Annotated in this window: 22 protein-coding genes; 7 read left to right on the forward strand and 15 right to left on the reverse strand. The window is 67.8% G+C overall.

Annotated elements, in window-relative coordinates; translation table 11 throughout:
* Nucleotides 1-2: 2 nt before the first annotated feature.
* Both ACQ66R_RS21705 and ACQ66R_RS21710 read right to left on the reverse strand, forming a co-directional pair.
* A complete protein-coding gene (locus ACQ66R_RS21705) occupies nt 3-302 on the reverse strand; it encodes a TrbC/VirB2 family protein (RefSeq protein WP_430425465.1) in 300 nt (99 codons plus the stop codon).
* A 6-nt stretch (nt 303-308) separates the two neighbouring features.
* Nucleotides 309-857 carry a lytic transglycosylase domain-containing protein gene (locus ACQ66R_RS21710; RefSeq protein ID WP_430425467.1) on the reverse strand — a complete coding sequence of 183 codons (549 nt, stop codon included), beginning with the start codon at nt 855-857 and terminating at the stop codon, nt 309-311.
* Between the two features lie 323 nt (nt 858-1,180).
* Here ACQ66R_RS21710 and ACQ66R_RS21715 point away from each other — a divergent pair, with 323 nt between their 5' ends.
* Nucleotides 1,181-2,692, forward strand: coding sequence for a hypothetical protein (locus ACQ66R_RS21715; RefSeq protein WP_430425469.1), 1,512 nt, complete (start codon nt 1,181-1,183; stop codon nt 2,690-2,692).
* A gap of 76 nt (nt 2,693-2,768) precedes the next feature.
* Complete coding sequence (locus ACQ66R_RS21720; protein WP_430425471.1) at nt 2,769-5,417, forward strand: TonB-dependent receptor domain-containing protein; 2,649 nt, start codon at nt 2,769-2,771, stop codon at nt 5,415-5,417.
* A gap of 39 nt (nt 5,418-5,456) precedes the next feature.
* On the opposite strand, the gene ACQ66R_RS21725 is transcribed toward ACQ66R_RS21720, so the two are convergent.
* On the reverse strand, nt 5,457-6,014 hold the full coding sequence (locus ACQ66R_RS21725; protein ID WP_430425473.1) for a recombinase family protein: 558 nt from the start codon (nt 6,012-6,014) through the stop codon (nt 5,457-5,459).
* Nucleotides 6,015-6,263: 249 nt separating this feature from the next.
* Here ACQ66R_RS21725 and ACQ66R_RS21730 point away from each other — a divergent pair, with 249 nt between their 5' ends.
* Nucleotides 6,264-6,539, forward strand: coding sequence for a hypothetical protein (locus ACQ66R_RS21730; RefSeq protein WP_430425475.1), 276 nt, complete (start codon nt 6,264-6,266; stop codon nt 6,537-6,539).
* Nucleotides 6,540-6,551: 12 nt separating this feature from the next.
* On the opposite strand, the gene ACQ66R_RS21735 is transcribed toward ACQ66R_RS21730, so the two are convergent.
* Nucleotides 6,552-7,415, reverse strand: coding sequence for an alpha/beta fold hydrolase (locus ACQ66R_RS21735; protein ID WP_430425477.1), 864 nt, complete (start codon nt 7,413-7,415; stop codon nt 6,552-6,554).
* 381 nt (nt 7,416-7,796) lie between these two features.
* On the opposite strand from ACQ66R_RS21735, the gene ACQ66R_RS21740 reads away from it, so the two are divergent.
* Nucleotides 7,797-8,057 (forward strand): XrtV sorting system accessory protein, encoded by a 261-nt coding sequence (locus ACQ66R_RS21740; protein ID WP_430425479.1) that lies wholly within the window; start codon nt 7,797-7,799, stop codon nt 8,055-8,057.
* On the opposite strand, the gene ACQ66R_RS21745 is transcribed toward ACQ66R_RS21740, so the two are convergent.
* From ACQ66R_RS21745 to ACQ66R_RS21790, 10 genes are all read right to left on the reverse strand, one after another.
* Nucleotides 8,054-8,644, reverse strand: a complete 591-nt coding sequence (locus tag ACQ66R_RS21745) for an acyloxyacyl hydrolase (RefSeq protein WP_430425481.1) — start codon at nt 8,642-8,644, stop codon at nt 8,054-8,056. The two genes, ACQ66R_RS21740 and ACQ66R_RS21745, sit on opposite strands and share 4 nt — an antisense overlap.
* A 26-nt stretch (nt 8,645-8,670) precedes the next feature.
* On the reverse strand, nt 8,671-10,146 hold the full coding sequence (locus ACQ66R_RS21750; RefSeq protein WP_430425483.1) for an exopolysaccharide biosynthesis polyprenyl glycosylphosphotransferase: 1,476 nt from the start codon (nt 10,144-10,146) through the stop codon (nt 8,671-8,673).
* Between the two features lie 47 nt (nt 10,147-10,193).
* Nucleotides 10,194-11,360, reverse strand: a complete 1,167-nt coding sequence (locus tag ACQ66R_RS21755) for a hypothetical protein (RefSeq protein WP_430425485.1) — start codon at nt 11,358-11,360, stop codon at nt 10,194-10,196.
* Nucleotides 11,357-12,091, reverse strand: a complete 735-nt coding sequence (locus ACQ66R_RS21760) for an SDR family oxidoreductase (RefSeq protein ID WP_430425487.1) — start codon at nt 12,089-12,091, stop codon at nt 11,357-11,359. Before ACQ66R_RS21760 ends, ACQ66R_RS21755 begins: the two co-directional genes overlap by 4 nt.
* Nucleotides 12,088-13,410, reverse strand: coding sequence for an FAD-binding oxidoreductase (locus tag ACQ66R_RS21765; RefSeq protein ID WP_430425489.1), 1,323 nt, complete (start codon nt 13,408-13,410; stop codon nt 12,088-12,090). Before ACQ66R_RS21765 ends, ACQ66R_RS21760 begins: the two co-directional genes overlap by 4 nt.
* The gene (locus ACQ66R_RS21770) at nt 13,407-13,835 is read right to left on the reverse strand and encodes a GtrA family protein (protein ID WP_430425491.1); all 429 of its coding nucleotides are present in this window, start codon (nt 13,833-13,835) and stop codon (nt 13,407-13,409) included. The genes ACQ66R_RS21765 and ACQ66R_RS21770 overlap by 4 nt, the downstream gene beginning before the upstream one ends.
* On the reverse strand, nt 13,832-15,265 hold the full coding sequence (locus ACQ66R_RS21775) for a UbiA family prenyltransferase (RefSeq protein ID WP_430425493.1): 1,434 nt from the start codon (nt 15,263-15,265) through the stop codon (nt 13,832-13,834). The genes ACQ66R_RS21770 and ACQ66R_RS21775 overlap by 4 nt, the downstream gene beginning before the upstream one ends.
* A 145-nt stretch (nt 15,266-15,410) precedes the next feature.
* A complete protein-coding gene (locus ACQ66R_RS21780; RefSeq protein WP_430425494.1) occupies nt 15,411-16,106 on the reverse strand; it encodes a sugar transferase in 696 nt (231 codons plus the stop codon).
* Entirely contained in the window at nt 16,099-16,416 is a 318-nt protein-coding gene (locus ACQ66R_RS21785) for a hypothetical protein (protein ID WP_430425496.1), read from the reverse strand. Before ACQ66R_RS21785 ends, ACQ66R_RS21780 begins: the two co-directional genes overlap by 8 nt.
* Before the next feature lie 68 nt (nt 16,417-16,484).
* Nucleotides 16,485-17,168, reverse strand: coding sequence for an exopolysaccharide biosynthesis polyprenyl glycosylphosphotransferase (locus ACQ66R_RS21790; protein WP_430425497.1), 684 nt, complete (start codon nt 17,166-17,168; stop codon nt 16,485-16,487).
* Nucleotides 17,169-17,312: 144 nt separating this feature from the next.
* Here ACQ66R_RS21790 and ACQ66R_RS21795 point away from each other — a divergent pair, with 144 nt between their 5' ends.
* The 3 genes from ACQ66R_RS21795 to ACQ66R_RS21805 all read left to right on the forward strand — a co-directional run bounded on the left by ACQ66R_RS21795 (nt 17,313) and on the right by ACQ66R_RS21805 (nt 21,064).
* A complete protein-coding gene (locus ACQ66R_RS21795; protein WP_430425499.1) occupies nt 17,313-17,471 on the forward strand; it encodes a hypothetical protein in 159 nt (52 codons plus the stop codon).
* Nucleotides 17,472-17,675: 204 nt separating this feature from the next.
* Nucleotides 17,676-19,763, forward strand: a complete 2,088-nt coding sequence (locus ACQ66R_RS21800) for an AGE family epimerase/isomerase (RefSeq protein ID WP_430425501.1) — start codon at nt 17,676-17,678, stop codon at nt 19,761-19,763.
* An 11-nt stretch (nt 19,764-19,774) separates the two neighbouring features.
* Nucleotides 19,775-21,064: a nucleotide sugar dehydrogenase gene (locus tag ACQ66R_RS21805; protein ID WP_430425503.1), complete on the forward strand. Its 1,290-nt coding sequence runs from the start codon at nt 19,775-19,777 to the stop codon at nt 21,062-21,064.
* A 243-nt stretch (nt 21,065-21,307) separates the two neighbouring features.
* On the opposite strand, the gene ACQ66R_RS21810 is transcribed toward ACQ66R_RS21805, so the two are convergent.
* On the reverse strand, nt 21,308-23,818 hold the full coding sequence (locus tag ACQ66R_RS21810) for a TonB-dependent receptor plug domain-containing protein (RefSeq protein ID WP_430425505.1): 2,511 nt from the start codon (nt 23,816-23,818) through the stop codon (nt 21,308-21,310).
* Nucleotides 23,819-23,920 lie beyond the last annotated feature (102 nt).

Raw genomic sequence — 23,920 nt, forward strand, 5'->3', positions numbered from 1 at the left:
CGCTAGCCCCCGGCCAGGCTGCGCAGGCCCGCGACGATCGTCACCGCGCCGAAGATGATGAAGATGCCCACCAGGGTCACGATCCCGCGGCGCCAGTCGAACCGGCCGACCAGCATCATGTAGCCGATGATCGCGACGGCGATGACGGCGGCGGTGGTGGCCAGGTTGCCCAGCAGGGTGCCCTGGACCCAGTTCAACGCCCCGAGCAGCGGCGAGGAGCCGGCCGGATCGGTCTGGCCCTGAGCATGGGCGGGCGCGGCGGCCAGAGCGGCCAGGAGGGTCAGCGGTACGAACGTCTTCATCAGCCTCTACTCGGCGCGGGCGCCAACGGCCTGGGTGGCCGAAAGGCGGGCCAGGATGGCGCGCACATAGGATTGGGTTTCGGCATAGGGCGGAACGCCGCGATGGCGATCCACGGCCCCGGGCCCGGCGTTGTAGGCCGCGAGCGCCAGGCGCAGGTCGCCGTCGTAGCGGCGCAGCTGCTGGGCCAGATAGGCCGCGCCGCCGTCGATATTGCCTTTAAGGTCGCCCGGATCCACGCCGAGGTCGCTAGCGGTCTTAGGTAACAGTTGCATGACACCGCGCGCGCCCTTTGACGAAACCGCAGCGTTATTGAAACGTGACTCCTGCCAGGCCACCGCTTCGACCACTTCGGCCGGCACGGCGTGGCGAGCCGATGACTCGCGGATCAGGCGCACCACTTCCTCGGGCGGCGCGGTCTGAGCCATCGTCGGCTCGGGCGGCAGGATGGGGGCGGCGCCCTGGGCGGTATAGACCGCGGGGCCCGCGTAGGTCGTGACGGCGCCGTCGTCGCCGATCTCGAGCACCTGGGCCATCGCCGGACCGAACGCGCTCACGGACAGCGCGAGCGCAGCGCCGGAAATCCACGCGAATGACGCGCCGCGAAACATGCCTTCGCCCCCAATCGACGGCCTCAAGACTAGCCCATCCGGGCGTCGTGCGACCAGACCACTTCGTCGCAAGGCGGTTTAGGTGAGGTTCCGGCGCCGCAGTCGGGCGCTTGCGCGACAGCGCTGCAACAAGAACGTCACACATCTGTCGGGGAGCCGTCATGGCCCGCTCCTAGAACGAGCCCAGCAAGCGGGGGACAGGTCCGGGGGTGGGCTTCGGCCGTCAATCTCGCGTGCGCGCATTAGCGTCGCCTCGTCGGGAGATACGGATGACCGGCTCGAATTTCAGGATGTTGCTCGTGGCCTCGCTGGCCGCGGTGTCGCTCGCCGGCTGCGGGGGCGGGGGCTCGGATATCGCGTCGCCCGGGGAAGGCCAGTTCGCCACCGGCGGGACGGGCGGCACGGGCGGGACGACCGGCGGCAACGGTCAGGCCTCGGCCGACTGCCCGACCGGGTTCATCAACCTGGGCACGGTCGCCAACGGCACGCTGCGTTCGTGCGGCATCCCGCGGGCCATCACCACCAACCTGACCATCCCGTTCCGGCCGGGCACCGCCTACCGCATCGATGGCGTCGCCGCCGTGGGCCAGGACCGGGGCCCGGACAGCGCCAACCCGCGGGCCGGCACAGCCTCTGCGGTTCTGACGATCGAGCCGGGCGTGACCATCTTCGGCGGCGTCGCCGAGTACCTGGTCGTGAACCGCGGCTCGCAGATCATCGCTGACGGCACCGCCTCGCGGCCGATCATCTTCACCAGCCTGAACGACCTCAACGGCGGCCCCGACCTGTCGGGCCAGTGGGGCGGCATCGTCATCGCCGGCCGCGCGCCGATCAACCGCTGCCCGCCCACCACGACGGCCTTCCCGGCCAACCCGAACAACTGCGAATTCCGCTTCGAGGCCATCCAGACCATCAACTGGGGCGGCAACGCGCCGACGGACTCCAGCGGCGTGCTGCGCTACATCCAGGTCAAGGAAGCCGGCTACGAAGTCGCGCCGAACGAAGAGCTGAACGGCATCACGTTCGGCGGCGTCGGCAGCGGCACCACCATCGATTTCGTCCAGGTCCACGGCTCGGCCGACGACGCCGTCGAGTTCTTCGGCGGTACGGTCAATGCGCGCCACCTGGTCCTGGACCAGTACGACGACGACGGCATGGACACCGACGAGGGCTTCTCGGGCTCCATCCAGTTCGCCGTCATCTTCTCCGACAACCCGACCGAGGAATCGCGCTGCTTCGAGGCCTCGTCCGCCGGCTCGACGTCGGGCGGCGTGCCGCTCCTGCGCTCGCGGCCGAAGGTCTCGAACTTCGTCTGCCGCCAGGGCCTGGCGACGACGAACTTCGACACCCGCCAGCACCAGGGCATGGTTCTGAACTCCGGCACCGGCTACGACCTGCTGAACGGTGTGATCTACTCGGCCAACACGCGTATCCCCTGCCTGGATATCGACGACGCGGCGACGATCGCGGCGCCCGCGCCGACCTTCCGCTCGGTGGCCTTCGCCTGCGGCGCCGGCCCCTTCCGGACGACGGACGGCAACCAGGACGCGGCGGCGGAACAGCTGTTCACGGCCGGCGCGAACAACATCGCCACGGGCTTCACGCCCACCTTCAGCCAGGTGTTCATCAACGGCGGCAACGAGAGCGGCCGCGTGGCCAGCAACCCGACCGCCGTGTCGGCCTTCTTCCTCGTCACCAGCTACATCGGCGCCGTCTCGGGCCCGAACGACACCTGGTACGTGGGCTGGACCTGCGGCCTCGCCGGCGCGGCTTCCTGCTGATTGCGGCCCCTGCCGGGCGGCGGAGCCAGCTCCGCCGCCCGATCCCATTTCCTTCCGACGAAGGCCAGACACACCGATGAACGCCACCATCCGCAATCTCAGCGCGCTGCTGCTCGCGGGGACCGCGCTCAGCGCCGCCATGCCCGCGCTCGCTCAGACCCAACCCGCCGCGCCGGCCTCCGATCCGGGCACCGAGGTCGAGGAGATCGTCGTCAACGGGAAGTTCATCCCGGACCAGATCCGCGACACTCCGGAAGTCGCCAACTTCCTGACGATGGAAGATATTCAACGGGCCGGCGACGACACCGCGGCCCAAGCGCTGACCCGGGTGACCGGTCTGTCGCTGGTCTCGGGCAAGTTCGTGTATGTCCGCGGCCTGGGCGAGCGCTATTCGCAGGCGCTGCTGAACGGCTCGCCGCTGCCCAGCCCCGAGCCGCTTCAGCGCGTGATCCCGCTGGACCTGTTCCCCTCGTCGATCCTGGCCGGCACGTCGGTGCAGAAGACGTTTTCCGCCAACTACCCGGGCGAGTTCGGCGGCGGCATCATCGACCTGCAGACGGTCGGCGTGCCCGACGAGGCCTATCTCAATGTGAGCGTGGGCCTAGGCTACGACAGTGAGACGACCGACAAGCGGGGTCTGACCTACTACGGATCGAAGTATGACGAGCTGGGCTTCGACGACGGCACGCGCAAGCTGCCCGTCGGCGTCCGCCAGTTCGCGGCCAACCGCCCGGTGGTGTTCAGCGGGGCGACGGGCGGCCTGACGCAGGCCGAGTACAAGGCGGTCGCGCGTAGCTTCTCCAACGCCTCCGTCAACGTCATCCAGAGCGACAAGCCCTGGGCCAACGGCAACGTCGATCTCTCGGCCGGCCAGTCGTTCGAGACCGATTTCGGCCGCGTCGGCGTGGTGGGCGTGCTGGGCTATCGCAACAGCTGGCTGAACCGCGAGGGCGTGCGCCAGACGACGCTTCCCGATGTGGGCGGCATCGCGCTGGCGACGGACTCGACGTTCCAGGCCACCCAGAACGACATTTCCTGGAGCGGCCTGGGCGGCGTGGCGCTCGAGTTCGGCGACAACGAGATCCGGTACACGGGGCTCTGGATCCGCTCGACTTCGAAGCGGGCCCGTATCACCCAGAACTCGGCGATTTCGCAGGGCAACTCGAACGTCAACGCGTACGCCACGGAGTGGTACCGGCGCGAACTGCAGTTGAGCCAGCTGTCGGGCAAGCACAAGCTGGGCGACATCGACATCGATTGGCGCGGCACCTACGGCCGCACCACCCGCGAGGCGCCTTACGAGCGGTCCTATCGCTACGGCCTGCGCGCGGACGGCCAGCGCACGGCGCTGCTTTCGGGCGCCAACCAGCTGGTCTCGTTCTCGGACCTGGACGAGAACATCGGCTCGGCGAACATCGACTTCCGCTACGAGCTGCCGGTCGACTTCGTCCGCCAGGCCGAACTGAAGGTCGGCTATGCCTGGCAGAAGAACGACCGCGCCTCGGTGCGCCGCGACTTCACCTATGACCAGGGCCGCAACTGGGACCCCGTGCGCTACGGGACCGAGCGGATCGACTTCCTGGTCTCGGACCGCAACATAAACGACGACATCGTGGTGCTCCGCGAACTGTCCGGCTCGGCGCTTACGGGTGACTCCGCCCAGTACGAGGCCGGCCTGGAAGTGCACGCGGGTTACGTCCAGGTCGACGCCGAAATCGTGGAATTGCTGCGCGCCGGCGTGGGCCTCCGCTACGAGGACGCCAAGGAGACGATCCTGACGCGCGACATCTTCAACGTCACCGCCGGGCCGACCTTCCAGCGTAAGATCTCGGAGAGCTATCTCCTGCCGACGGCGACGCTGACCTGGAACTTCGCCGAGGATCAGCAACTGCGCGCCGGTCTGTCGAAGACCATCGGGCGTCCGCAGTTCCGGGAACTGGCGCCGCAGCGCTATCGCGACACCGAGACCGATCGGATCCTGACCGGGAACCCGTTCCTCGAGGATACGAAGTTCACGAACGCCGACCTGCGCTACGAGTACTACTTCGATCGCGGCCAGTACCTGACGGCGGGCGCCTTCTATAAGGAGCTGAAGAAGCCGGTCGAGAGCCTCGCTGTGCTGGGCTCGGACGGCAACTTCCAGCAGACCTTCTACAATGCGCCGAAGGCCGAGATCTATGGCGCCGAGATCGAGCTGAAGAAGTACTTCGAGCACGAGTTCGGGAATCCGTTCCTGGACAGCAAGCGCTGGCTGGTGGCGGTGAACTACACCTACACCTCTTCGAAGCTGAAAGTGGGCTCGGGCGATACGATCGTGTTGAACACCACCGGCATCCGCACCACCCCGCCCGCCGGCGACTACCTCGTCGATGGCGACCGTCTGCAGGGCGCGTCGGATCACCTGGCGAACCTGCAGCTGGGCTTCGAGGATGATGAGGCGCAGTCTCAGGCGACGTTGCTGGTCAGCTACGCGAGCACCCGCGTCACGGCGCGGGCCAGCAGCATCGACCTGCCGGATCTTGTCGCGAAGCCCGGCGTCCGACTGGACTTCGTCTATCGCAAGACCTTCACGGTCATGGAGCGCGAGTTCAGCGGTTCGTTCGAGGCCCGCAATCTGCTGGGGACGGATTCGGAAGAGTACCAGTCCGCCGGCGGCAATCGGTTCGACACCAACAGCTACGATCTGGGCCGGACGTTCTCGGTCGGCCTGACCGCGCGCTTCTAGAGCTGCTCACGCCCCCCGTCGCGAGGCGGGGGCGCCGGCTCAGGCCTCGGCTTCCGCGTCGTACGACGGCCGCACTGTTGGCGTGCGGATCAGCTCGGCGACCTCGTTGGGCGCCAGCTGAAACAACAGGCCGATCGCTCGCATCGAATGGCCGCGCCGATGCATGTCGCGGGCGAACTTCAGCTGATGCTGGGTGAGGGGGGTGTCCTTGACGCGGGCGCGTCGCCGGCTGGCTTCGCGCATCGGGCGGCTGGTCTCATGGTCGGCCAGCATTACCAGGGCCCGGGGAATGGCCCCATCGGGCGCCAGGCTCTCCACCCGCGAGCCGCCCGTCACGCGTAGCGTGACGCCGGCCTCGAAGAAGTGGCGCAGCAGGCGCGCCAGCTCGCCCGTGGTCGCCTCGAACGCCGCAAGGGCATGGACCAGCACCTCGTCGCCCGATCGCAGCCCATAAAGCAGCTGAAACAGATTGCGTTGGCTGGCCGACGTGGCCTGGCGCTCCTCCAGGACCACGTCACAGCCCGCGGCTTCAATGAGTCGCCGCTGCAGGGTCGGCTGGGGAAGGTCCGGCGAAACGCGAACGACGCCATACCGCATCCGTGTCTTTCCCTCCCTGGCGGAGGGCGCCGGTGAGGCAAACGCCCCTGCGCCCCTAGCGAAGCGCGACTATGCCGGGCGATTGCGACGTGTGTGTGAATGTCACACGCCAAGTCTCTGGTCTTGCAAAGGATTCAGAACTTCAGCGAGAATTTCGTAAGACTGTCACAATAGTTTCACGTGCCATCGCTAGAAAACGAGGTTTTCCTCCCTCTCAGAGACGGATTGAGCCGTTCTGAGGAGGAAATGATGCGCCTGATCGCCTGCGCCATCGCCCTTTCGGCCGTCGCCGCCGCGCCGGCTCTAGCCAAGGATGCGCCGGTTTCGACCGACACGACCAAAGCCGCCCGCACCGTCTATGTCTGTGACAACTCCGCGATGACCCGGCGCGCGTTTACGCGTGAGCACGGCGCCATGGAGTTCGTCACGGCAAAGGCCGTCGCCGAGAGTAGCTCGGCCTGGGCGGCGCCCAAATGCATGAAGCCCGCCGAAGCGCGCAAGCTCAAGGAACTGGCCGGGCGCTGAGACGAGCGGATCTTACCGAGGTGACTCGGGGAACGCGGCGTCGCCCTCCGGCGGCGCCGTTTCGCTGACTGGCAGGGGTTCGGGCGGCGTTCCGACCCGTAGCGCGGTCACCATCGCCACCACCGCTTCTACGACCACCTCCGGACGATCAGCCGGCACCTGGTGCGACGACAGGATCGTGCGCTGAAAGCCGCGGTCCGAGCTGAGCGCCAGGCGCAGGTGCTCGAGTTCCCAGAGGGACTGGCCGCGTCCGTAGCCGACGGTGGAGGATGTCGCCGCCGTTTCAGAGGCGGTGATCACATAGATCGGCACCTCGTGAAGCAGCGACCCCAACCGCTGAACCTGGGCCGAGGTGTCGCCGAAGATCTCATTCAGTTCCGACAGCTGGTTGCGCCAAGCCTCTGCGGGGCGCAGGCGTGTCATCTCCTCGGGCGTCCCGCGACGCGGCAGGCAGCCGGACCAGCGCGGGTCTGTGGCTGGGGGCGTGGGATCTAGCTCGGCCGTGGCGAGGCATCGGGTCACGGTCCGGCGAAGGCTCTGCAGACCATCGGCCTCGCGCGATGGCGCGACCCGCTCGACGGTCGGATCCAAAAGGACGAGGCCCTGGACCTCTCCCGGTCGGCGGGCGGCGAAGAGACGGCTGTACAGCCCCCCGGCGGAGAAGCCGACGACCACATACGGCCCCTGCAGTCCCGCCGCGTCGAGCGCCTGGTCCAGGTCGCGGGCGGTGGCCGCGCCATCACGGGGCAGGGGGCCGGGGTCGCTGAAGCCGTAGCCGGCGCGGTCGTAGCTGCAGACCCGCGTGGTCTTGGCGATCTGCGGCTGCACGCGAAACCAGCCGTTCACCCCGGCGCCGTAGCCCGACTCGAGAATCACCAGGGGCGCGCCGCGGCCTGTGCAGTGAAAGTTGAGCCGGCGCCCTTCCGAGATCTGGACCAGCTGATCCGGGCGGTCCTTCGCCGTGGCGCCCTGTTCGCCGCCGCAGCCGACGAGAATCGCCGCGACCGCCGGGATGACGGCTGCCGCTAGCGAGGAAGAGCGACGGGAGGCGCGTTCAGTCGGCGGATTCACAGTTCCTCGCGTCGAGGCGACGGTTCGTTAAGGGGAGACAGAGCATGGGTTTATCGCTCTGGGGAAGGCGGCACGCATCTTGCTGGCGTGGTCCCGTCGCTTTGAGAGAGGTTGGACGCACGCTGGCAATTGCGCGTTGCGGCTCAACTGATACGTAAGTGCGTGTTGGATTGACGGAGGACGCGGGTGGAAACCGTCTACGATTGGATCACGGTCGCGATCTTCGGCGGGCTTGTTGTGCTGTTTCTGCACCGCTCGGTGCAACCCGGCGAGCCTCAGGACACTATCCTGCACTATCTCCCGCCTTCGGTGGGTTGCGCGGTCGCAAACTATTTCGGCAATGAGGGGCAGGGCCTGGTCTCGTTCCTGATCGTGGCCGGCGTGCTGCTCTACGTCGCCTTGGTGCTGAAGCCGTTCGGACTGAAGTTCCCGCCTAGCAAGAACTAGCGATCAAGGCCGTAGCGGTAGATCAGCCGCACGCCGACATCGCCCAGGCCCGGATTGTAATGCCCGGCCAGACGGGCGTGGCTGACGTGGATCCAGGAGAGCTCCATCGACAGGCGCGGCGTGGCCTTCCAGCCCAGCGACAGCTCGGGCTCGAACAGCACGCGGGAGCCGAGGTCCAGTTTCGTCTGGCGGTCGCTGATGCGCTTCAGCCGTTCCTCCGGCGTGAGCCCCGGCGCGTTGGGCGAGGGCAGGTTCACGCGGCCGTCGTGGACGGCGACGCCGATGCCAGGCTGGATGTAGAGCCGCTCATTGAGGTCGAAACGCCAGGATAGCCCGGTGGCGACATAGTTCGTGCCGCTCGACGTGTTGACGCCCGCCAGCAGATGAACCCGCGCCCGGCCCAGGAACTCGAGCTCGTCCAGGGCCGTTGTGCGGGCGCCGACGACGATCTGAGCGCCGTCCTCGAACTTGCCGTACGAGATGCCGTCGTCGACGTCATGGGCATAGACGCCGGCGAACACTTCGCCGGCCGCGGCGGGCCCGGCGATGGCGGCCGCGGCCAGGGTCGTGAGCAGGATCCTGGACATGCCGGCCTCCGTGGAACGACCGGAAGCTAGCGCACCGCCCCGCTGTCGCCCAAGAGGCAAGGCGCCGTGCGAAGAATGATCGACACGTCCAGCCAGAACGACTGGCGCTCGACGTACTCCAGGTCCAGCGCCACGCGGCGGCGGACATCCTCGGCGGTGTCGACCGGCCCGCGCGAGCCGTTGACGGCGGCCCAGCCGGTCAGGCCGGGCTTGATCCGGTGGCGGTGAGCGTAGGTCTCGACAAGCTTCGAGGCCTCGGCCCCGCCGCTCAGCATCCCGATGGCGTGGGGGCGGGGGCCGACGATCGACATCTCGCCGGTGATGATGTTCAGGATCTGGGGCAGTTCATCCAGGCTGGTCTTGCGGATGAACTTTCCAACCCGGGTGATCCGGTCGTCGTTGGCGGTGACCTGGCGCGCGGCCTTGTGGTCCGTGGCCTCGGTCCGCATCGAGCGGAACTTCCAGACCAGGAACTCCTCGTTCATGTAGCCGTGACGGCGCTGGCGGAAGAAGATCGGCCCCGGGCTGTCCAGGCGAATGGCGATGGCCACGGCGGCCATGAGGGGCGCCAGAATGATGAGGCCCACGACGCTCAGCGTCAGGTCCAGGACGCGCTTGGCCAGCAGATAGCCCGAACGCTCGGCGGCGCCGGCGACATGCATCAGATCGAAGTCGGCGATGCGGCCGACGGCCTTCGCCTCGTTCTCCTCGTCCTCGCCGTCGAGCAGCAGCGAGATCGGGTTGGGAATGGGCGCCAGACGCTCCAGCAGTTGGGCGATGCGGGCGCTGGCCTTGGGCGGCACCGTGATCACAATGCGGTCGACATACGGCAGGATGCGGTGGTCGATCAGGTCGGCGGTCTTGCCCAGCACGGGCACGCCGCAGACCTCGGGACCGACCCGCTCGCGACGGTCGTCGAAGACGCCCAGGATGTTGACGTCCCGGGTCTTGAGCGCCCGGCGGATCAGGCGCTGGGCCGCGGCGGTCCCGCCCACGATGATCAGGTTCGGCGTGAGTTGGCCCAGGGCGCGCAGGCGGCGCAGGACCAGCATCCAGATGCTGTGCGTCGCGAAGAGGGCCGTCGAGGCGGCGGCGACCCAGGCCGCGCAGCCGATGGCGGGGAACGTGGGATCGATGAGTCCGCAGACGGTGCCCGCGCCGCCCCCGGCCGCGGCGGCGGCGATCAGCAGCCGGCCTAGCCGGCGGCGCAGGCGCTCGCGCGTGTTCATCGAGTATGCGCCGGTGGCGACCAGCAGGACGAGCGCCAGCGCGGGCGCGCCGAGCCACATCGGTTCCGGCAGCGTCATCAGTTGACTGGCGATCAGTGAGGCGAGGATGAGGCCGGCGGTGTCACCCGCCTGGAACAGTCGCGCCAAGCCGGCGCCGGACACGCGGTTGCGCACGCTCTGCAGGCGTTCGGGTCGCAGCGGACCGCGGCGATGAGCCGGGGTGGCCGACTCAGAGTCTGCGATGGCGCGGTGCGCGCCCGTGTCGTCCGGCATTCGGATCCCCACCTTTGCGGCGGACCCTAGCGGCAGCCCCTGACGGATCAGTTAATCGCGGCAGGAACAGGCGGCGCGACGCCCAACTTCTTCAGCACGAACTGGTGCATCGGCAACGGGTTCTGGATCACCGGTCCCCCGAAGGGGGCGCACAGGGAGAAGAGCAACAGGGCGATGAGCGGGCCTTTGCCCAGCTTCAAGGGCTGGTCAGCGCCATAGGCCATCAAAAGCAGCAGCGACATCGAGGCGCTGAGCCCGACCCAACGGTAGAAGTCGGTGGCGATCACATAGATCAGGAACGGCGCTGCGGCGGAGGCGGCGAGGAGAAGGCGCTGGAACCAGCGCGGCTCGTTGCGCACGAGCAGGATGAAAACGAAGGCCGCGTATCCGACCGGGATGACGAGGAAGCCCGCGTGGCGCAGCAGGTGCATCGCCAGGAAGCTGAGCGAGCGCTGGTTCTGCTCGATCGACGAGCCCACCTCGAAGTAGCCGCTCCAAAGGTCCATCTGGCCCACCGCATGCGGGATGAGCCGCGCCATGGCGGCTTCGTACTGAGCCTGGGGCATGGACGTGACGCCGAACAGGACGACGATCAGCGCGCTCACCGACAGGGCCAGAACGGGCGGCGCCAGCATCTTCGCGGACCGGCCGGGCTGGGCCAACAGCTGGAGGTCGTTGCGCAGCAGGTAGGCGGTGAACTGGGCTGGCGCTGTGAAGATGAATAGCTCGTGCACCAGTGGGCCCACGAACATCAGGGCGCTGAACAGGAAGACGTTGCGCACAAAGACGATGTTCAGGAACGCCAGGATGAGAATGAAGACGTCCATGGATCCGGTCGTGTAGGCGACCTGGAGAATGAAAGCGGGCGACAGGAAAACGGCCGCCTTGAAGAGCCAGCCCTGGTCGTACTTCGATCGAAGGAAGTACACGGTGGTCAGGCCGATCAGCGCGAGAAGCGCCAGGTGCTGGACGGTGATGGCGAAGTGATAGGCGTTGTCGAACAGCCCAGGGAACGGCGTCGCCTGCAGAAGCGTGCCGACGAGGCCGCGCCGCACGAACCCGAACTCGCCATAGTTCACGTAGAATGGCCACACCCGCCCGAAGGACTTCACGCCCAGGTCGGTGACGATCCAGCGGTCGAGGATCAGGAACGCGGCCAGGACGGACGCCAGCGCAGCGACCAGAGTGGCCTGGGCGGTGCGGCTCAGCGTCATAGGCGGGTGCGCTTGAACACGGCTTCCGGCAGGTGGGTGATGATCAGCATGACCAGGGCCCATACCGGCTTCACATAGATGACGTCGCGCTTGGCCCGCACGGCCCTTTCGATGGCGGCGGCCACAGCCGCGGGCTGCGCCGTCAGGGCGGGCGACAGCTTCATGCCTGCGGTCATTCGGGTGGCGACGAAACCCGGCTTCACGGTCAGAACCTGCACCGGGGTTCCCGACAGCCGGTTGCGCAGCCCCGACAGGAAGGCGGTGAAGCCGGCCTTGGCCGAGCCGTAGACGTAGTTCGAGCCGCGGCCGCGATCGCCGGCCACAGAACTGATGCCCACCACCGCGCCCGAGCCCCGGGTCACGAACCGGTTGGCGAAGGCGCCCAGGATCAGCGCCGGCGCCTCGAAGTTGCTGCGCAGGACGATGGCGGCCTGGGCCTGGTCGATCTCGGACGTCGGCTGATCGCCCATGTAGCCGATGGCGCAGACGACCACGCCCGGAAGGTCGGGCAGGGCGTCGATCCAGGCGTCAGGCGCGTCCTTGAGCGCGTCGTACTCATGCAGGGTGGCGGCCACGCCGTAGCGCAAAGCGATATCGCTTCGGTCGGCCTCGAGGCCCTGGACGCCGCGCGCCGCGAGCTGGATCGGGTGGCCGGCCGCTGCGAAGCGATGGGCGATGGCGAGGCCCATGTCCGAGCGACCGCCCAGGATCAGAACCGGCGGCTTTGTCATAGGCTTAGCCTCTCGGATTGACCTGAAACGAACGCGCCGGAACGACCCCCGTCGGCGCGCATGATGAGGAACCGGTCTACACGAGGATCCGACCGGCGCAGCGTCTCAGCGCTCATCCGGCTGTCCTTCGCGAGGTAGAATCGACCTCCATGGTCGATTGTGATGGCGTCGAGTTCGGTCAGCAATCGCAGGCTCTTGGGGTTCACGGGGAAGTCGATGGCGAGCGTGTAGCCTTCCATCGGAAACGAGAACGCGCTGTCCTGTGGCCCCAGACGCTTCAGGACCGTGAGGAACGAGCCCTGGCGAGCGCCAGATATCGCCTTCAGCATCGCCTCCAGCCCTTCCCGCGCGGAGGCCAGGGGCAGGGCGCACTGGAACTGGGCGAAGCCCTTGCGCCCGTACATGCGGTTCCAGTGGAGGATCGCGTCGAGGGGGTAGAAGTAGGTGTCCCAGTCCACGTAATCGACGCCGCTCGCCCAGGCGCCCTTGCGATAGTAGAGCGCGTTGAACGCGCGGACCGAAAGGCCGTTGATCGTAAACGAGGGCGCGTCGAGCGGCATGGTGAGCTTGCGCTTCACCGGCGTGCGCAAGGGGTCGGCGCGCTTGGCGTCCGGCAGTTCGGCCCGGGTGGCGTGCTCGCCCAGGGTGATCAGCGAGCGCCCCATCGCGCGGCCGGTGCAAAGGCAGTCGATCCAGGCCACGGCGTAGGCCGCGTCGCTGCCGGCCTCGAGGGCCGCCATCGCAGCGTCGAGGTTGGGGGCGGCGATCGCGGTCTGGCGGATCCAGGCGCTCTCGACCGGACGCAGGCGGATCGCCGTGCGCAGGATCACGCCGGTCAGACCCATGCCGCCCAGGGTGAAATCGAACAGGTCGGGGTTCTCGGTGCGAGAGCAGCGGCGGACCTGACCGTCGGCGCCCATCACGTCGATCCAGTCGACGAATGACCGGAACGAGCCGTTGCGACGGTGGTTCTTGCCGTGGACGTCGGCGGCGATGGCGCCGCCCAAGGTGACGTACTTGGTGCCGGGCGTGACCCACGGAAACCAGCCGCGGGGCAGGAAAGCGTCGATCACATCGCCCAGCAGGACGCCGGCCTCGGCGGTCAGTTGTCCGGCTTCGGCGTCGAAGGCCAGCATGCGGTTCATGCGACGCATGTCGACGGTATTGGCCGGGTTCTGGGCGCTGTCGCCATAGGCGCGGCCGTTGCCGCGCGCGATCAGAGGGCCGGCGGCCACCAGCGCCCGAAGCTCACCCTCGCTGCGCGGTCCGGTGACCCGGCAGTCGCGGCGCGGGAAGCGTCCCCAGCCTTCGACGTTCATGCGCCCCCCTTGGAGGCCGCCGCGGCTGGCGCGAAGACGAACCGGCGGTCGAGCTGGTACTTCACGACATAGCCGACTGCGAGACCCAGGATGGCGCCCAACTCGCGCATCAGGTCCGTGTGCCAGATCAGCCAGAAGGCCGTCTCTGCGCCCCAGAAGATCGCCGTCGTGATGACACCCATGGCCGTATAGAGGGCGAACTTCTTGCCGTGGGCCTCCACGCCGGTGGCGGTGTCGTAGAAGATCCAGCGCTTATCCAGCACGTATTTGATCGCCAGGCCGACGAGCGTCCCCACCGCGACGGCGGCGGTGAACCCGAGGGCCGACGCGTTGATCGCCAGCACCACCCGCTGGGCGGCGAGGTTGGCGATCGTGGCGATGACCGCAAAGGCGGAGTAGCGGACGACAAGGCTGCCCAGGGTCACGGGATCGTGCCCGCCACAACAATGGCCCCGATGACGACGCCGCAGATCTGGCTGACGCGATCCTTCACCGCGAACACCACCGGGTCGTCGTGCATGCGCCGACGATGGGTGACGAACACCATGCGGCTGATCCAGAAGAACAGCACAAGGCAGATGCCCAGCAACATGTAGGGCCGCGGGTACAGCGCCTTCACCTCGGGCGAGTTGGTGTACAGCGCCATGACGAGCACGGAGACGTAGCCCGAGGCGGTCGCCATGCTGGTGATCAGCTGCAGGTCTTCGCCGCGATAGCCGCGGCCTTTGGTGACGGTGTTCGAGGCGACCTCGTCGGCGAGCTCGGCCTGACGCTTCACCGCCGCCAGCGAGAAGAAGAAGAACACCGAGAAGGCCAGGAGCCAGATCGAGAGCGGGATACCCGTGGCCACGCCGCCCGCGAAGATGCGGATCGTGTAGAGGCCGGCCAGCACGCAGATGTCGATGATGATCCGTCGCTTGAGATAGAGCGAATAGGCCGTCGTGGTGACGTAGTAGCCCAGCATCACCAGCACGAAATTCAGCCCCAGCGGCAGCGCCAGCAGGAAGCCCGCAATCAGCAGCGACGGCGCCAGCCATGTTCCGTAGGCCAGGGGAATGGCGCCCGACGCGAACGGCCGTTTGCGCTTGCGCGGGTGCGACCGGTCGGCCGACAGGTCGAGCAGATCGTTCAGCACATAGACGCTGGAGGCTACGAGGCTGAAGACCACGAAGGCCATCAGCGCCTGAGCCAGGGTTGCGAGCTGAAGTGCGTGAGCCGTGAAGACCGGCAGAAACACAAGCACGTTCTTGAGCCACTGGTGCGGGCGCAGCGCCTTCAGCACCGCCTTGGCCGAAACAGGTTCGGGCGACAGGTGCTCGACTTCGCAGCCCAGCTTGTCGACGCGGGCCCGCAGGGCCTTGGAGTTGGTATGGGTGATCGCCTGGGCGCTCTTCGACCAGACGGCGAGGTCGGCCGTCGTGTCGCCCATGTAGGCGAAGCCGCCCTGGCCGTAGCGCTCTTCCAGGAACGCGCCCTTGCGCGACGCCTTCAGGTTGGTCGCGCCGTCGGAGCCGTGCGCCTCGTCGAAGATGCCCAGGTGCGCGCTGATCTTGTCGGCCAGGCTCTGATCCGAGGCCGTGACCAGCGCCGTGCGGCCGCCGGCTTCGCGCCAGGCGCGGACGTAGTTCACGACGTCTTCGTTGTAAGGCAGGACCGTGATGTCGACATCCGACATCTCGCAGAGGCGCTGCTTCATGGCCGCGCGGCCCTTGGCGAGGCCCGCGGCGGCGATGAACGGCGTCGTCCAGTTGTGCGCGAGCGCCGACCAGAAGGTCTCGAACAGCATGTCCGTGCGGATGAGCGTGCCGTCCAGGTCTACGGCCAGAACTCGTCCCTTGAGGTTTGCTGGCTTCAAGGTAGGTCCTTCCCCTTCGGTCCGTCCAAGGCGCGCATGATCGAGAGGTATCTGGTTCCGCAGGCGTTAAGGTTAGATGACGCGGACGCGCCCCGTCGATCTCGCGACGGACATTACCGGTCGATTGCGCGGGCTTCTGTCGGCTTTAGTAGGCCCGTTCGTCGCCGAAGATCAGTGGGATCGTGCGCCAGATGATCTTTATGTCGAGCCCGAACGTCCAGGTGTCGATGTACTCGTTGTCGGCGCCGACGCGATCGATGATCGCTTGCAGTTCCTTCACCTCGCCGCGGAAGCCGCAGACGGCGGCGTAGCCGGTGAGACCGGGCTTGGCGCGGAAGCGCAGGCTGTAGCCCGGCGCCTGTTCGCCCCAGGCCTCGTCGTGGGCGACGGCGTGGGGGCGTGGACCAATCAGGGACATTTCACCCCGCAGCACGTTCAGCAGTTGGGGCAGCTCGTCGATCGAGAACTTGCGCAGGATGGCGCCCAGCTGGGTGACGCGCTTGTCGCCCTGGGTGGCCTGGCGAACGGTGTCGCCGTCCTCGGTCACCGTCATCGTGCGGAACTTGAAGACGGTGAAGATCACGCCGTTCAGGCCGGTGCGGCGCTGGCGGAACAGCGCGGGCCCGGGCGATTCCAGACGCACCAGCAGCCCCACGGTCAGCAGCAGCGGCAGGAAGAACAGCAGTGCGCCCGCCGACAGGATGATGTCGAACGCGCGCTTCCGCTTGCTGGTCGCCACGGGCATCACGGGCGCGTTGGCTGCGATAGGCGGCCTGTGCCCGCCCGCGGGCGACCAGTTGGCGGCTTCGGCATGCGCTCGGAACTCCGCAGGTTTATTCATAGCATCGCCGACGATCTGGCTTGTCGAGGCCGCTCAGGAAAGCGGAGAGCGCCTCGGCGCTCCAGAGACGCACCATCAGGCGCGAGCCCTGGCCGTCGAATTCCGTGCTGAGGTTGGCCGGGCCGTCCGCCACGTCGGCGTGGCGGCTGACAAACCCGTAGAACGCTGCGCGGATCTTGTCCGCGTCGTCCTCGGCTGCGAAGCGCGTCTCAAATCCGGACATCATCCCCGACCGTCCCGTGGACCACGCCCCATCTGGAGCAAAACCCGCGCCAAGCTTCCCGTCCCGGCGCTGCGTGATCTGAACCATATTCGGTCGAGCCGGCCGTTTGGTTGCAGACAGGGTTGAGGAAATGTGACCGCCCTGGGGCGAAAGGGCTAATAGGCTTGCGGATCGCGGAAGATAATCAGCGCCGTCTTGGCGAGGATCGCGATGTCGAGGCCCAGCGACCAGCTCTCGATATAGAGATTGTCGGCGGAGATGCGGTCTCGCATGCCGCGAAGGTCCTGAATCTCACCTCGCAGCCCGTTCACCTGCGCCAGGCCGGTCAGCCCCGGCTTGACCCGGAAGCGATCAACGTACGCTGGAATGCGCTCGCCATAGAAGTCGTCGTGCGCCAGCGCGTGCGGGCGGGGACCGACGATCGACATGTCGCCTTTCAGCACGTTCAGGAACTGAGGCAGCTCGTCGAGGCTCAGCTTGCGCAGCAGGCCCCCGATCGCGGTGACGCGGGCATCGTTGCGGGTGGCCTGGCGAACGTCGCCGGCGTCTTCCGTCACGGTCATCGTGCGGAACTTGTAGATCGTGAAGATGCGGCCGCGGTGCCCGGTCCGGCGCTGTTTGAAGATCACCGGACCTTTCGATTCCAAGCGAACCGCCAGCGCCACGAAGCAGAGCAGGGGGAGGAAGATGAAGAGGGCGAGGGATGCGCCCAAGATGTCGATGGCGCGCTTGCCCCAACTGTGCGCGGCCTCGTAGCCGAGCGGATTCGAGGCGACCCAGGCGGCGGGCTCTTCAGCCTGCGCAAGCGGTCCCATCGTCCTTTCGGCGATATCGGTCATCTAACCCAGCCCCAATCAACGCAACTGACTGGACGCCCCCGCCACCAGTCCACCACTCGTTAATCGTCTTCTCCAACGAACTGTTCACGCTCATCGGTACATTTTGCGACACAGCCCAAGAATTGGGCGTGCCGGAGTAGGATCATGCCGTCCGACGTGTCGATCGACCTCGTCGCACATAGCGCCGTCGAAGCCCGCGCGGCCCGACGCCTTCCTGTGGGCGTGGGCCTGACCATCGGCGCTGTCGCGTCGGTGGCCCTGTGGACCGTCATCGGCATCAGTCTGCGGGCGCTTCTGGCCTAGCGCTCGCGGCGCAGGGAAATACCCCCGCGGCTCCTGTAGTTAGCCATATTTTACCCGGCAGAGGCCTTTCGGGTCAATCAACGGCGTTCGACGAGCGGCAACGGGCCACCATCATTTGCCGTCGTCGGGTCTCGGCGCTAGGCAGGGGCGTTCGCGCCGTCGGGGCGCGCGGAGGCTGTTTCCATCCCAGCGCCCGTCTATCCGGTGATCCTTTGCGGCGGTTCGGGCGAGCGCCTGTGGCCGGCGTCCCGCGCCGCGCATCCGAAGCCCTTTCTGCGCCTGACCGGCGACCGATCGCCGTTCCAGGCTGCAGCGCTGCGGGCGGCCCCGTTGGGGCCGCTGGTCGTGGTGGGCGGTGCGGCCCATGCGGGCCTGATCGCCGACCAGTTGGCGGAGATCGGCATCGAGGCGACCGTGCTTCTGGAGCCGGTAGGCCGCAACACCGCCTTGGCGGTCGCCGCGGCTGCGGGCTGGGTCGCTGCGCAATCCCCTGGGGCGGTCGTGGCGATCCTGGCGGCTGACCATCACATGCCCGACGCCGAGGCGTTTCGTGCCGCCGTGCGCGAGACCCTGGCGGCGGCCGAGGACGGCGCGATCGTGACGCTGGGTCTGCGTCCGTCATCGGCCTCCGAGGCGCTGGGCTACATTCGGCCGGGCGAAGCCGTCGGTGCGGTGAAGCCCATCCTGGCGTTCGAGGAGAAGCCCACCGCTGAGGTCGCTGCGGGCCTGATCGCGGCCGGGGCGCTGTGGAACAGCGGAACCTTCGTGGCGCGGGCCGCGACGTTGTCCGCCGAAGTCGTGCGTTGGGCGCCCGATGTGGCTGACGCGGTGGCCGCGGCGCTGGCGGAGGCCGTCCAGCGCGGTGGGGCCACCTGGCTGGGACCGGCGGTCGCTGGGGCGCCGAAGATTGCGTTCGACCGCGCCGTGATGGAGAGGACGGATCGCGGCGCCGTCCTGCCTGCGGACTTCGTGTGGTCGGACCTGGGCGCCTGGGATGCGGTGATGGCGGCGCAGGCGCCTGACGACGCGGGGAATGTTCTGCAGGGCGCGGCCACGGCGCCGGGTTCGAGCCAGGTTCTGGTCCGTGCGGCGCCCGGCGTGCGCGTCGCCGTGGTCGGCGCGACGCGGCTGGCGGTGGTGGCCGAGCGGGACGCCGTTCTGGTGACGGACCTGGACCATGCCCAGGCGGTCCGCGACGCGGGCGCGGCGGGCGGGCGCTTCACGAGCCTGCCACAGGCGGCCGCCGAGCTCGACGCGTGGCTGCGGACGGCGGCGCTGCCGTTGTGGGGCACGGTCGGGACCGACGACGAAACGGGCGGGTTCCGCGAAGGCCTGACGTTGGCGGGCCATCCGTTCGACCCGCGCCGGCGCGCGCGGGTGCAGGCGCGGCAGGCGTTCGTCTTCGCGCGGGCCGCGGCCGACGGACTTCCGGGGCCCTGGGCGAGCATCGCGGAGCGCGGGTTCGACTGGTTCGCCACCCATGCGGGACGGCACGACGGGCTGTTCGCGACGACGTTGGACATCGCGGGTGCGCAGACGACGCCCGAGCCGCATCTGTACGAGCATGCGTTCGTCCTGCTCGCCTTGTCGGCGCTGGGGCGCGGCCCGGCCGCCGAGACCCTACTGAGCGCGCTCGATCCGTTCCGGCATCCTCACGGCGGCTATCGGGAGGCGGGCGAGCACCCGTTCCAGGCCAACGCCCACATGCATCTGCTGGAAGCGGCCATGGCGTGGGAACAGGCCGATGGCGGCGGCGTCTGGACCGCGCTGGCGGACGAGCTGACGGAGCTGGCGCTCACGCGCTTCATCGACCCCGCGTCGGGCGCGCTGCACGAGTTCTTTGACGCCGAGTGGCGGCCGCTGGCCGGTGATGCGGGGCTGATCGAGCCCGGGCACCAGTTCGAGTGGGCCTGGCTGCTGGCCCGGCGACCCAACGCGCGCCGGATGGCGGCGGCGCAACGGCTGTTCGAGGTAGGCCGCAGCGGCTTCGACCGCGGACGGGGCGTGGTTGTCAACGCGCTGCATCCTGACCTGACCCTCCGGGACTCGGCGGCGCGGTTGTGGCCGCAGACCGAGCACCTGAAGGCCGCCTTGATCCTGCGCGACGAGACCGCGGCGCTGGAGGCGGCGAACGCGGCCGCCGCATTCCTGGACACGCCGGTGCGCGGCGTGTGGCGCGAGCGCATGGCGGCGGATGGCGGCTTCATCGAGCAGCCCGCCCCGGCCACCTCGCTGTATCACCTCTATCTGGCGATCCGCGAACTGACGCGGTTCGCGGCCGAACCGTGCTAGAGGCCCGGCGAATGGTGCAGAACCCTTTCACACAGACGCCCGCGACGATCGCGGTGATCGGCCTGGGCTATGTCGGCCTGCCCCTGGCGGTGGCGTTCGCCGCGCAGCACGACGTGGTCGGCTTCGATCTCAGCGCGGCGCGGGTGGCCGAGCTGTCGCGGGGCGAAGACCGGACGCTGGAAGTGTCGTCCGAGGCGTTGCAGGCGGCGGGCCGCCTGTCGTTCAGCGACGACCCGGCGGCGCTCAAGGGCTGCAACGTCTTCGTGGTCACCGTCCCCACGCCGATCGACGATCACAAGCGGCCCGACCTGTCGGCGCTGATGGCCGCCAGCCGCTCGGTGGGCGCCGCGATCGGGCGGGGGGGCGTGGTGATCTACGAGTCCACCGTCTACCCGGGCGCGACCGAGGACGATTGCGTGCCCGTGGTGGCGCAGGTGTCGGGGCTGACCTTCAACCGTGATTTCTTCGCCGGCTACAGCCCCGAGCGGGCGAACCCGGGCGATGCCAACCACCGGCTGGCCGACATCGTGAAGGTGACGGCGGGCTCGACGCCCGAGGCGGCCGACTTCGTCGATGCCCTCTATGCGTCGGTGGTGCGTGCCGGAACGCACCGGGCCACGTCCATCAAGGTGGCCGAGGCCGCCAAGGTGATCGAGAACACCCAGCGCGACCTGAACATCGCCCTGATCAACGAGTTCGCGCTGATCTTCCGGCGCCTGGGCATCGACACCGACGAGGTGCTCGCCGCGGCGGCGACGAAGTGGAACTTCCTGAACTTCCGGCCGGGGCTGGTGGGCGGCCACTGCATCGGCGTCGACCCCTATTACCTGACCCACAAGGCCGAGACGGTCGGGTATCGGCCGGAGGTGATCCTCGCGGGCCGACGGATCAACGACGGCATGGGCGGCTATGTCGCCCGCGAGCTGGTCAAGGAGATGATCCGGCGCGGCGTGCTGGTGAAGGGCGCCCGCGTGCTGGTGATGGGCCTGGCGTTCAAGGAGAACACGCCCGACCTGCGCAACACTCGCGTGATCGACATCGTGCGCGAGCTCGAGGACTACGGGGCGGACGTGGATGTCTGGGACCCCTGGATCCCCGCTGAAGAGGCGGCGGCCGAGTATGGCCTTCCCCTCTTGTCGGACCCGCCGGCCGCGATCTACGACGGCGTCGTCCTGGCTGTGGCGCACCGCCAGTTTCAGGTGCTCGGGCCGGAGGTGATCCGCGGGTTCGGAAAGCCCGGCGCGGTGCTGTTCGACGTGAAGTCTGCCCTGCCGAAGGAGGCGTCTGACCTGCGGCTGTAAAGCGGCGCCGAAATTTGTGGCGCGGCGCCCAATCTTAGGGCGCCCGCTCGATGGGTCGGCGTTTCGCAAAACCGTCACTGGAGCCGCCGCCCGCGCCGGCGCATACAGGTCTTGCCCTTCGGGGCGTTTCCTCCCTTTGACTTGGCCGCGCCGATGGGCGCGGCTTTCTTTTTTTGGGGCATGGCGCATAACGAAAAGGCCGCGGGGCGAACCCCGCGGCCTTCGCCGTTTCGATGCGGCGGATCAGAACGTGTAGGCGATCTTGCCGTAGTAGTAGCCGCCGTTGATCCCGAAGGACGAGAACGTCGGATACTGGGTGACGAAGCCGTTGGCGTTGCCGGTCAGGAAGGTGTTCCGGTAGGCCGGGTTCAGCTTGTCCGGGTACTTGTTGAACAGGTTGTTGGCGCCGATCGTGATCTTCACCGGCTCGAGAATCCGATAGCTGATCTCCAGGTCGGTGATGAACGTGGCGTCGATCTTGTTCTTGAAGCAGGTCGGCGAGGTGGCCCCGGTGGCCAGCGAGCAGCCGGTGCGGCTGTCGAAGCGGGAGGCGGGGCCGTACAGGGTCTCCTTCAGATTCACTGAGAGCTTGTCCCAGGTCCAAAGGGCGCCCAGCACGAAGCGGTAGTCCGGCGACGTGGTTTCGAGGTTGCCGATCGAGGTCAGGTCGAACAGCGAGGCGCCGGTCAGCTGAGCCGGCGGCTTCGCGATCTTTGTGACCTTGGTGTCGGTGAAGTTACCCGTCAGCGACCACTGGATCGAGCCCATGTCGGCCAGGTCGGTCGATGTCGTCACCACCAGCTCGGCGCCGCGGGTGCGGGTGTTGAGGCCGTTGGTGAAGATGTTGATGCCGGTCTGGGTGACGGTGGGGTCGAGCACGTTGCCGTTGGCAATGATCGCCGCCCGCACCGCCGGGATGTTGACGTCGCCGCCCGAGCCGAACAGCGAGCCGGAGCCCACGATCCGGTCCTTGATGTTGATCTGGTAGACGTCAAGCGTGGCGGTGATGCCGAAGCCGGGATGCGCGACGAAGCCGACGCTGAAGTTGCGCGACTTCTCGGCATCCAGCCCGTTGACCCCGACCAGCGCCGCGGCCGCCGAGTTGGGCGGCAGTTGGACGAAGGCCGAGGTCGGCGAGACGTTGGTGGCCGAGTAGTAGCTTTCCGCCAGCGTCGGCGCCCGGAACCCGGTGCTGGCCGTGCCCCGGATCGCGATCATCTCGTTGAAATCGTAGCGGCCGGTGCCTTTGACGATGAAGGTGCTGCCGAAGTCGCTGAAGTGCTCGTAGCGGGCCGCCAGGTCCAACTTCAGGGGTTCGGATGGCGACAGCGCCACGTTGCCGTAGACGGCGTAGCTGCGGCGATCGTGCTTGCCGGCGTCGGTGAACTGGAAGCCCGGATACGACTGCGAGCCCTCCTTGTAGCGCGAGGCCGGATCGCCCGGCTTGATCTCATATTCCTCCCGCCGGTACTCGCCGCCGAACGCGACGTTGAGCGGCGCGGCCATGCCCACGTCGTACTCCTTCGAGACGTCGATCTGGCTGGTCCATTGGCTGAAAATGAAGGCGCCCGCATAGAAGTCTGTCGGTGACGAGCCGGGCGTCGTGGGCGTCGACGTGTCGATGTAGAGCGAGCGGTTGAACGAGTCCTTCACGTAGATCGAGACGTTGTCCTTGCCGTACGTCGTGGCGATGTCGACGTTCCAGCCGTCCTCGGTCTTGGTCTTGAGGCCGAAGGTGGCGGCGTAGTCGGTCTCGTAGATCACTTCGCGCGGGCTGAACCCGAACGGACGCGGGATTGAGCCGTCGCGGCCGACGATCAGGTTGGGCACGCGATAGTTCTCGAAGGCCGAGGCGTACTTGTCGCCGTAAGTGCCGAAGCTGTAGACCTCGACCTCCCCGAAGGTGATGCCGAAGTTGTAACTGCCGATGTTGAGCCGGTATTCGGCGTCGCCGGCGATCCGGTTCATGTACGGAAAGTCGGGGTGGTTCACGAGCTGCGGATAGCGCGACAGGCGCGAGCTCGAGTTGATGTTGAACGGCGTATTCGTCACCCGCGGATCGACGTCGCCGCGGAAGCTGTAGTCGTGGTAGCGCGTCTGGTAGCTCAGGTTCAGGTACGAATTCTCGAACGGCGCGAAGCCCACATTGAGGGTCAGGTCGGCCGTCTCGCCGCCGCCCGACATGTACTTGCCGGCGCTGGCGGTCGCGCCGCCACCCTCGGGGGCGTCCTTCAGGATGATGTTGATGACGCCGGCGATGGCGTCGGAGCCGTACTGGGCGGCGGCGCCTTCCTGCAGCACTTCGATGTGGCTGACCGCGCCCAGGCTGATGAAGTTGAGGTCGGCGGACGCGCCGCCCTGGAACGGCCCGCCCAGGACCGCGAGGTTGGCCGTGCCGTGACGCCGCTTGCCGTTGATCAGCACCAGCGCGTGGTTGGGCGACAGGCCGCGCAGCTTGGCCGACAGGGTGAGGTTGGCCGTATCGCCGCCAAACGCCTGAGCGTTGAACGACGGCACGTTCTGGGCGATGGCCTGAATAAGGTCAGTCTGGCCGACGCGGGACAGGGCCGTTGAATCCAGCACCGTGATCGGCGCGGGGCTGTCGACCGCACGCAGGCCGGTGGTGCGTGTGCCGGTGACGATGATGCCCTCCAGCTCGGATTCCGCTGCTGCATCGCCGTCCGCCGCCTGCGCACCGCCCGCCATGGCGATGCTCAGGATGAGCGCGCTCGCGCCCAGAAACTTCTTGTTCAAGATGGACCCCTCGTTTTCGATGTTGGGCCCTTCAAAGCGTCTCCCCCGAGAACAAGTCAGGAGCGCGCCGCGCCCCGGAGAGTGTCAACACACCCAAGTGAT

The sequence above is a fragment of the Phenylobacterium sp. genome (genome assembly GCF_965284355.1).
Taxonomy (GTDB): Bacteria; Pseudomonadota; Alphaproteobacteria; order Caulobacterales; family Caulobacteraceae; genus Phenylobacterium.

Excerpts from the sequence above, each read along its gene's own strand:
- ACQ66R_RS21705 (WP_430425465.1), bottom strand. The coding sequence starts at position 302 with ATGAAGACGTTCGTACCGCTGACCCTCCTGGCCGCTCTGGCCGCCGCG.
- ACQ66R_RS21715 (WP_430425469.1), top strand. The coding sequence starts at position 1,181 with ATGACCGGCTCGAATTTCAGGATGTTGCTCGTGGCCTCGCTGGCCGCG.
- ACQ66R_RS21720 (WP_430425471.1), top strand. The coding sequence starts at position 2,769 with ATGAACGCCACCATCCGCAATCTCAGCGCGCTGCTGCTCGCGGGGACC.
- ACQ66R_RS21725 (WP_430425473.1), bottom strand. The coding sequence starts at position 6,014 with ATGCGGTATGGCGTCGTTCGCGTTTCGCCGGACCTTCCCCAGCCGACC.
- ACQ66R_RS21730 (WP_430425475.1), top strand. The coding sequence starts at position 6,264 with ATGCGCCTGATCGCCTGCGCCATCGCCCTTTCGGCCGTCGCCGCCGCG.
- ACQ66R_RS21745 (WP_430425481.1), bottom strand. The coding sequence starts at position 8,644 with ATGTCCAGGATCCTGCTCACGACCCTGGCCGCGGCCGCCATCGCCGGG.
- ACQ66R_RS21750 (WP_430425483.1), bottom strand. The coding sequence starts at position 10,146 with ATGCCGGACGACACGGGCGCGCACCGCGCCATCGCAGACTCTGAGTCG.
- ACQ66R_RS21755 (WP_430425485.1), bottom strand. The coding sequence starts at position 11,360 with ATGACGCTGAGCCGCACCGCCCAGGCCACTCTGGTCGCTGCGCTGGCG.
- ACQ66R_RS21760 (WP_430425487.1), bottom strand. The coding sequence starts at position 12,091 with ATGACAAAGCCGCCGGTTCTGATCCTGGGCGGTCGCTCGGACATGGGC.
- ACQ66R_RS21765 (WP_430425489.1), bottom strand. The coding sequence starts at position 13,410 with ATGAACGTCGAAGGCTGGGGACGCTTCCCGCGCCGCGACTGCCGGGTC.
- ACQ66R_RS21780 (WP_430425494.1), bottom strand. The coding sequence starts at position 16,106 with ATGAATAAACCTGCGGAGTTCCGAGCGCATGCCGAAGCCGCCAACTGG.
- ACQ66R_RS21785 (WP_430425496.1), bottom strand. The coding sequence starts at position 16,416 with ATGGTTCAGATCACGCAGCGCCGGGACGGGAAGCTTGGCGCGGGTTTT.
- ACQ66R_RS21790 (WP_430425497.1), bottom strand. The coding sequence starts at position 17,168 with ATGACCGATATCGCCGAAAGGACGATGGGACCGCTTGCGCAGGCTGAA.
- ACQ66R_RS21795 (WP_430425499.1), top strand. The coding sequence starts at position 17,313 with ATGCCGTCCGACGTGTCGATCGACCTCGTCGCACATAGCGCCGTCGAA.
- ACQ66R_RS21805 (WP_430425503.1), top strand. The coding sequence starts at position 19,775 with ATGGTGCAGAACCCTTTCACACAGACGCCCGCGACGATCGCGGTGATC.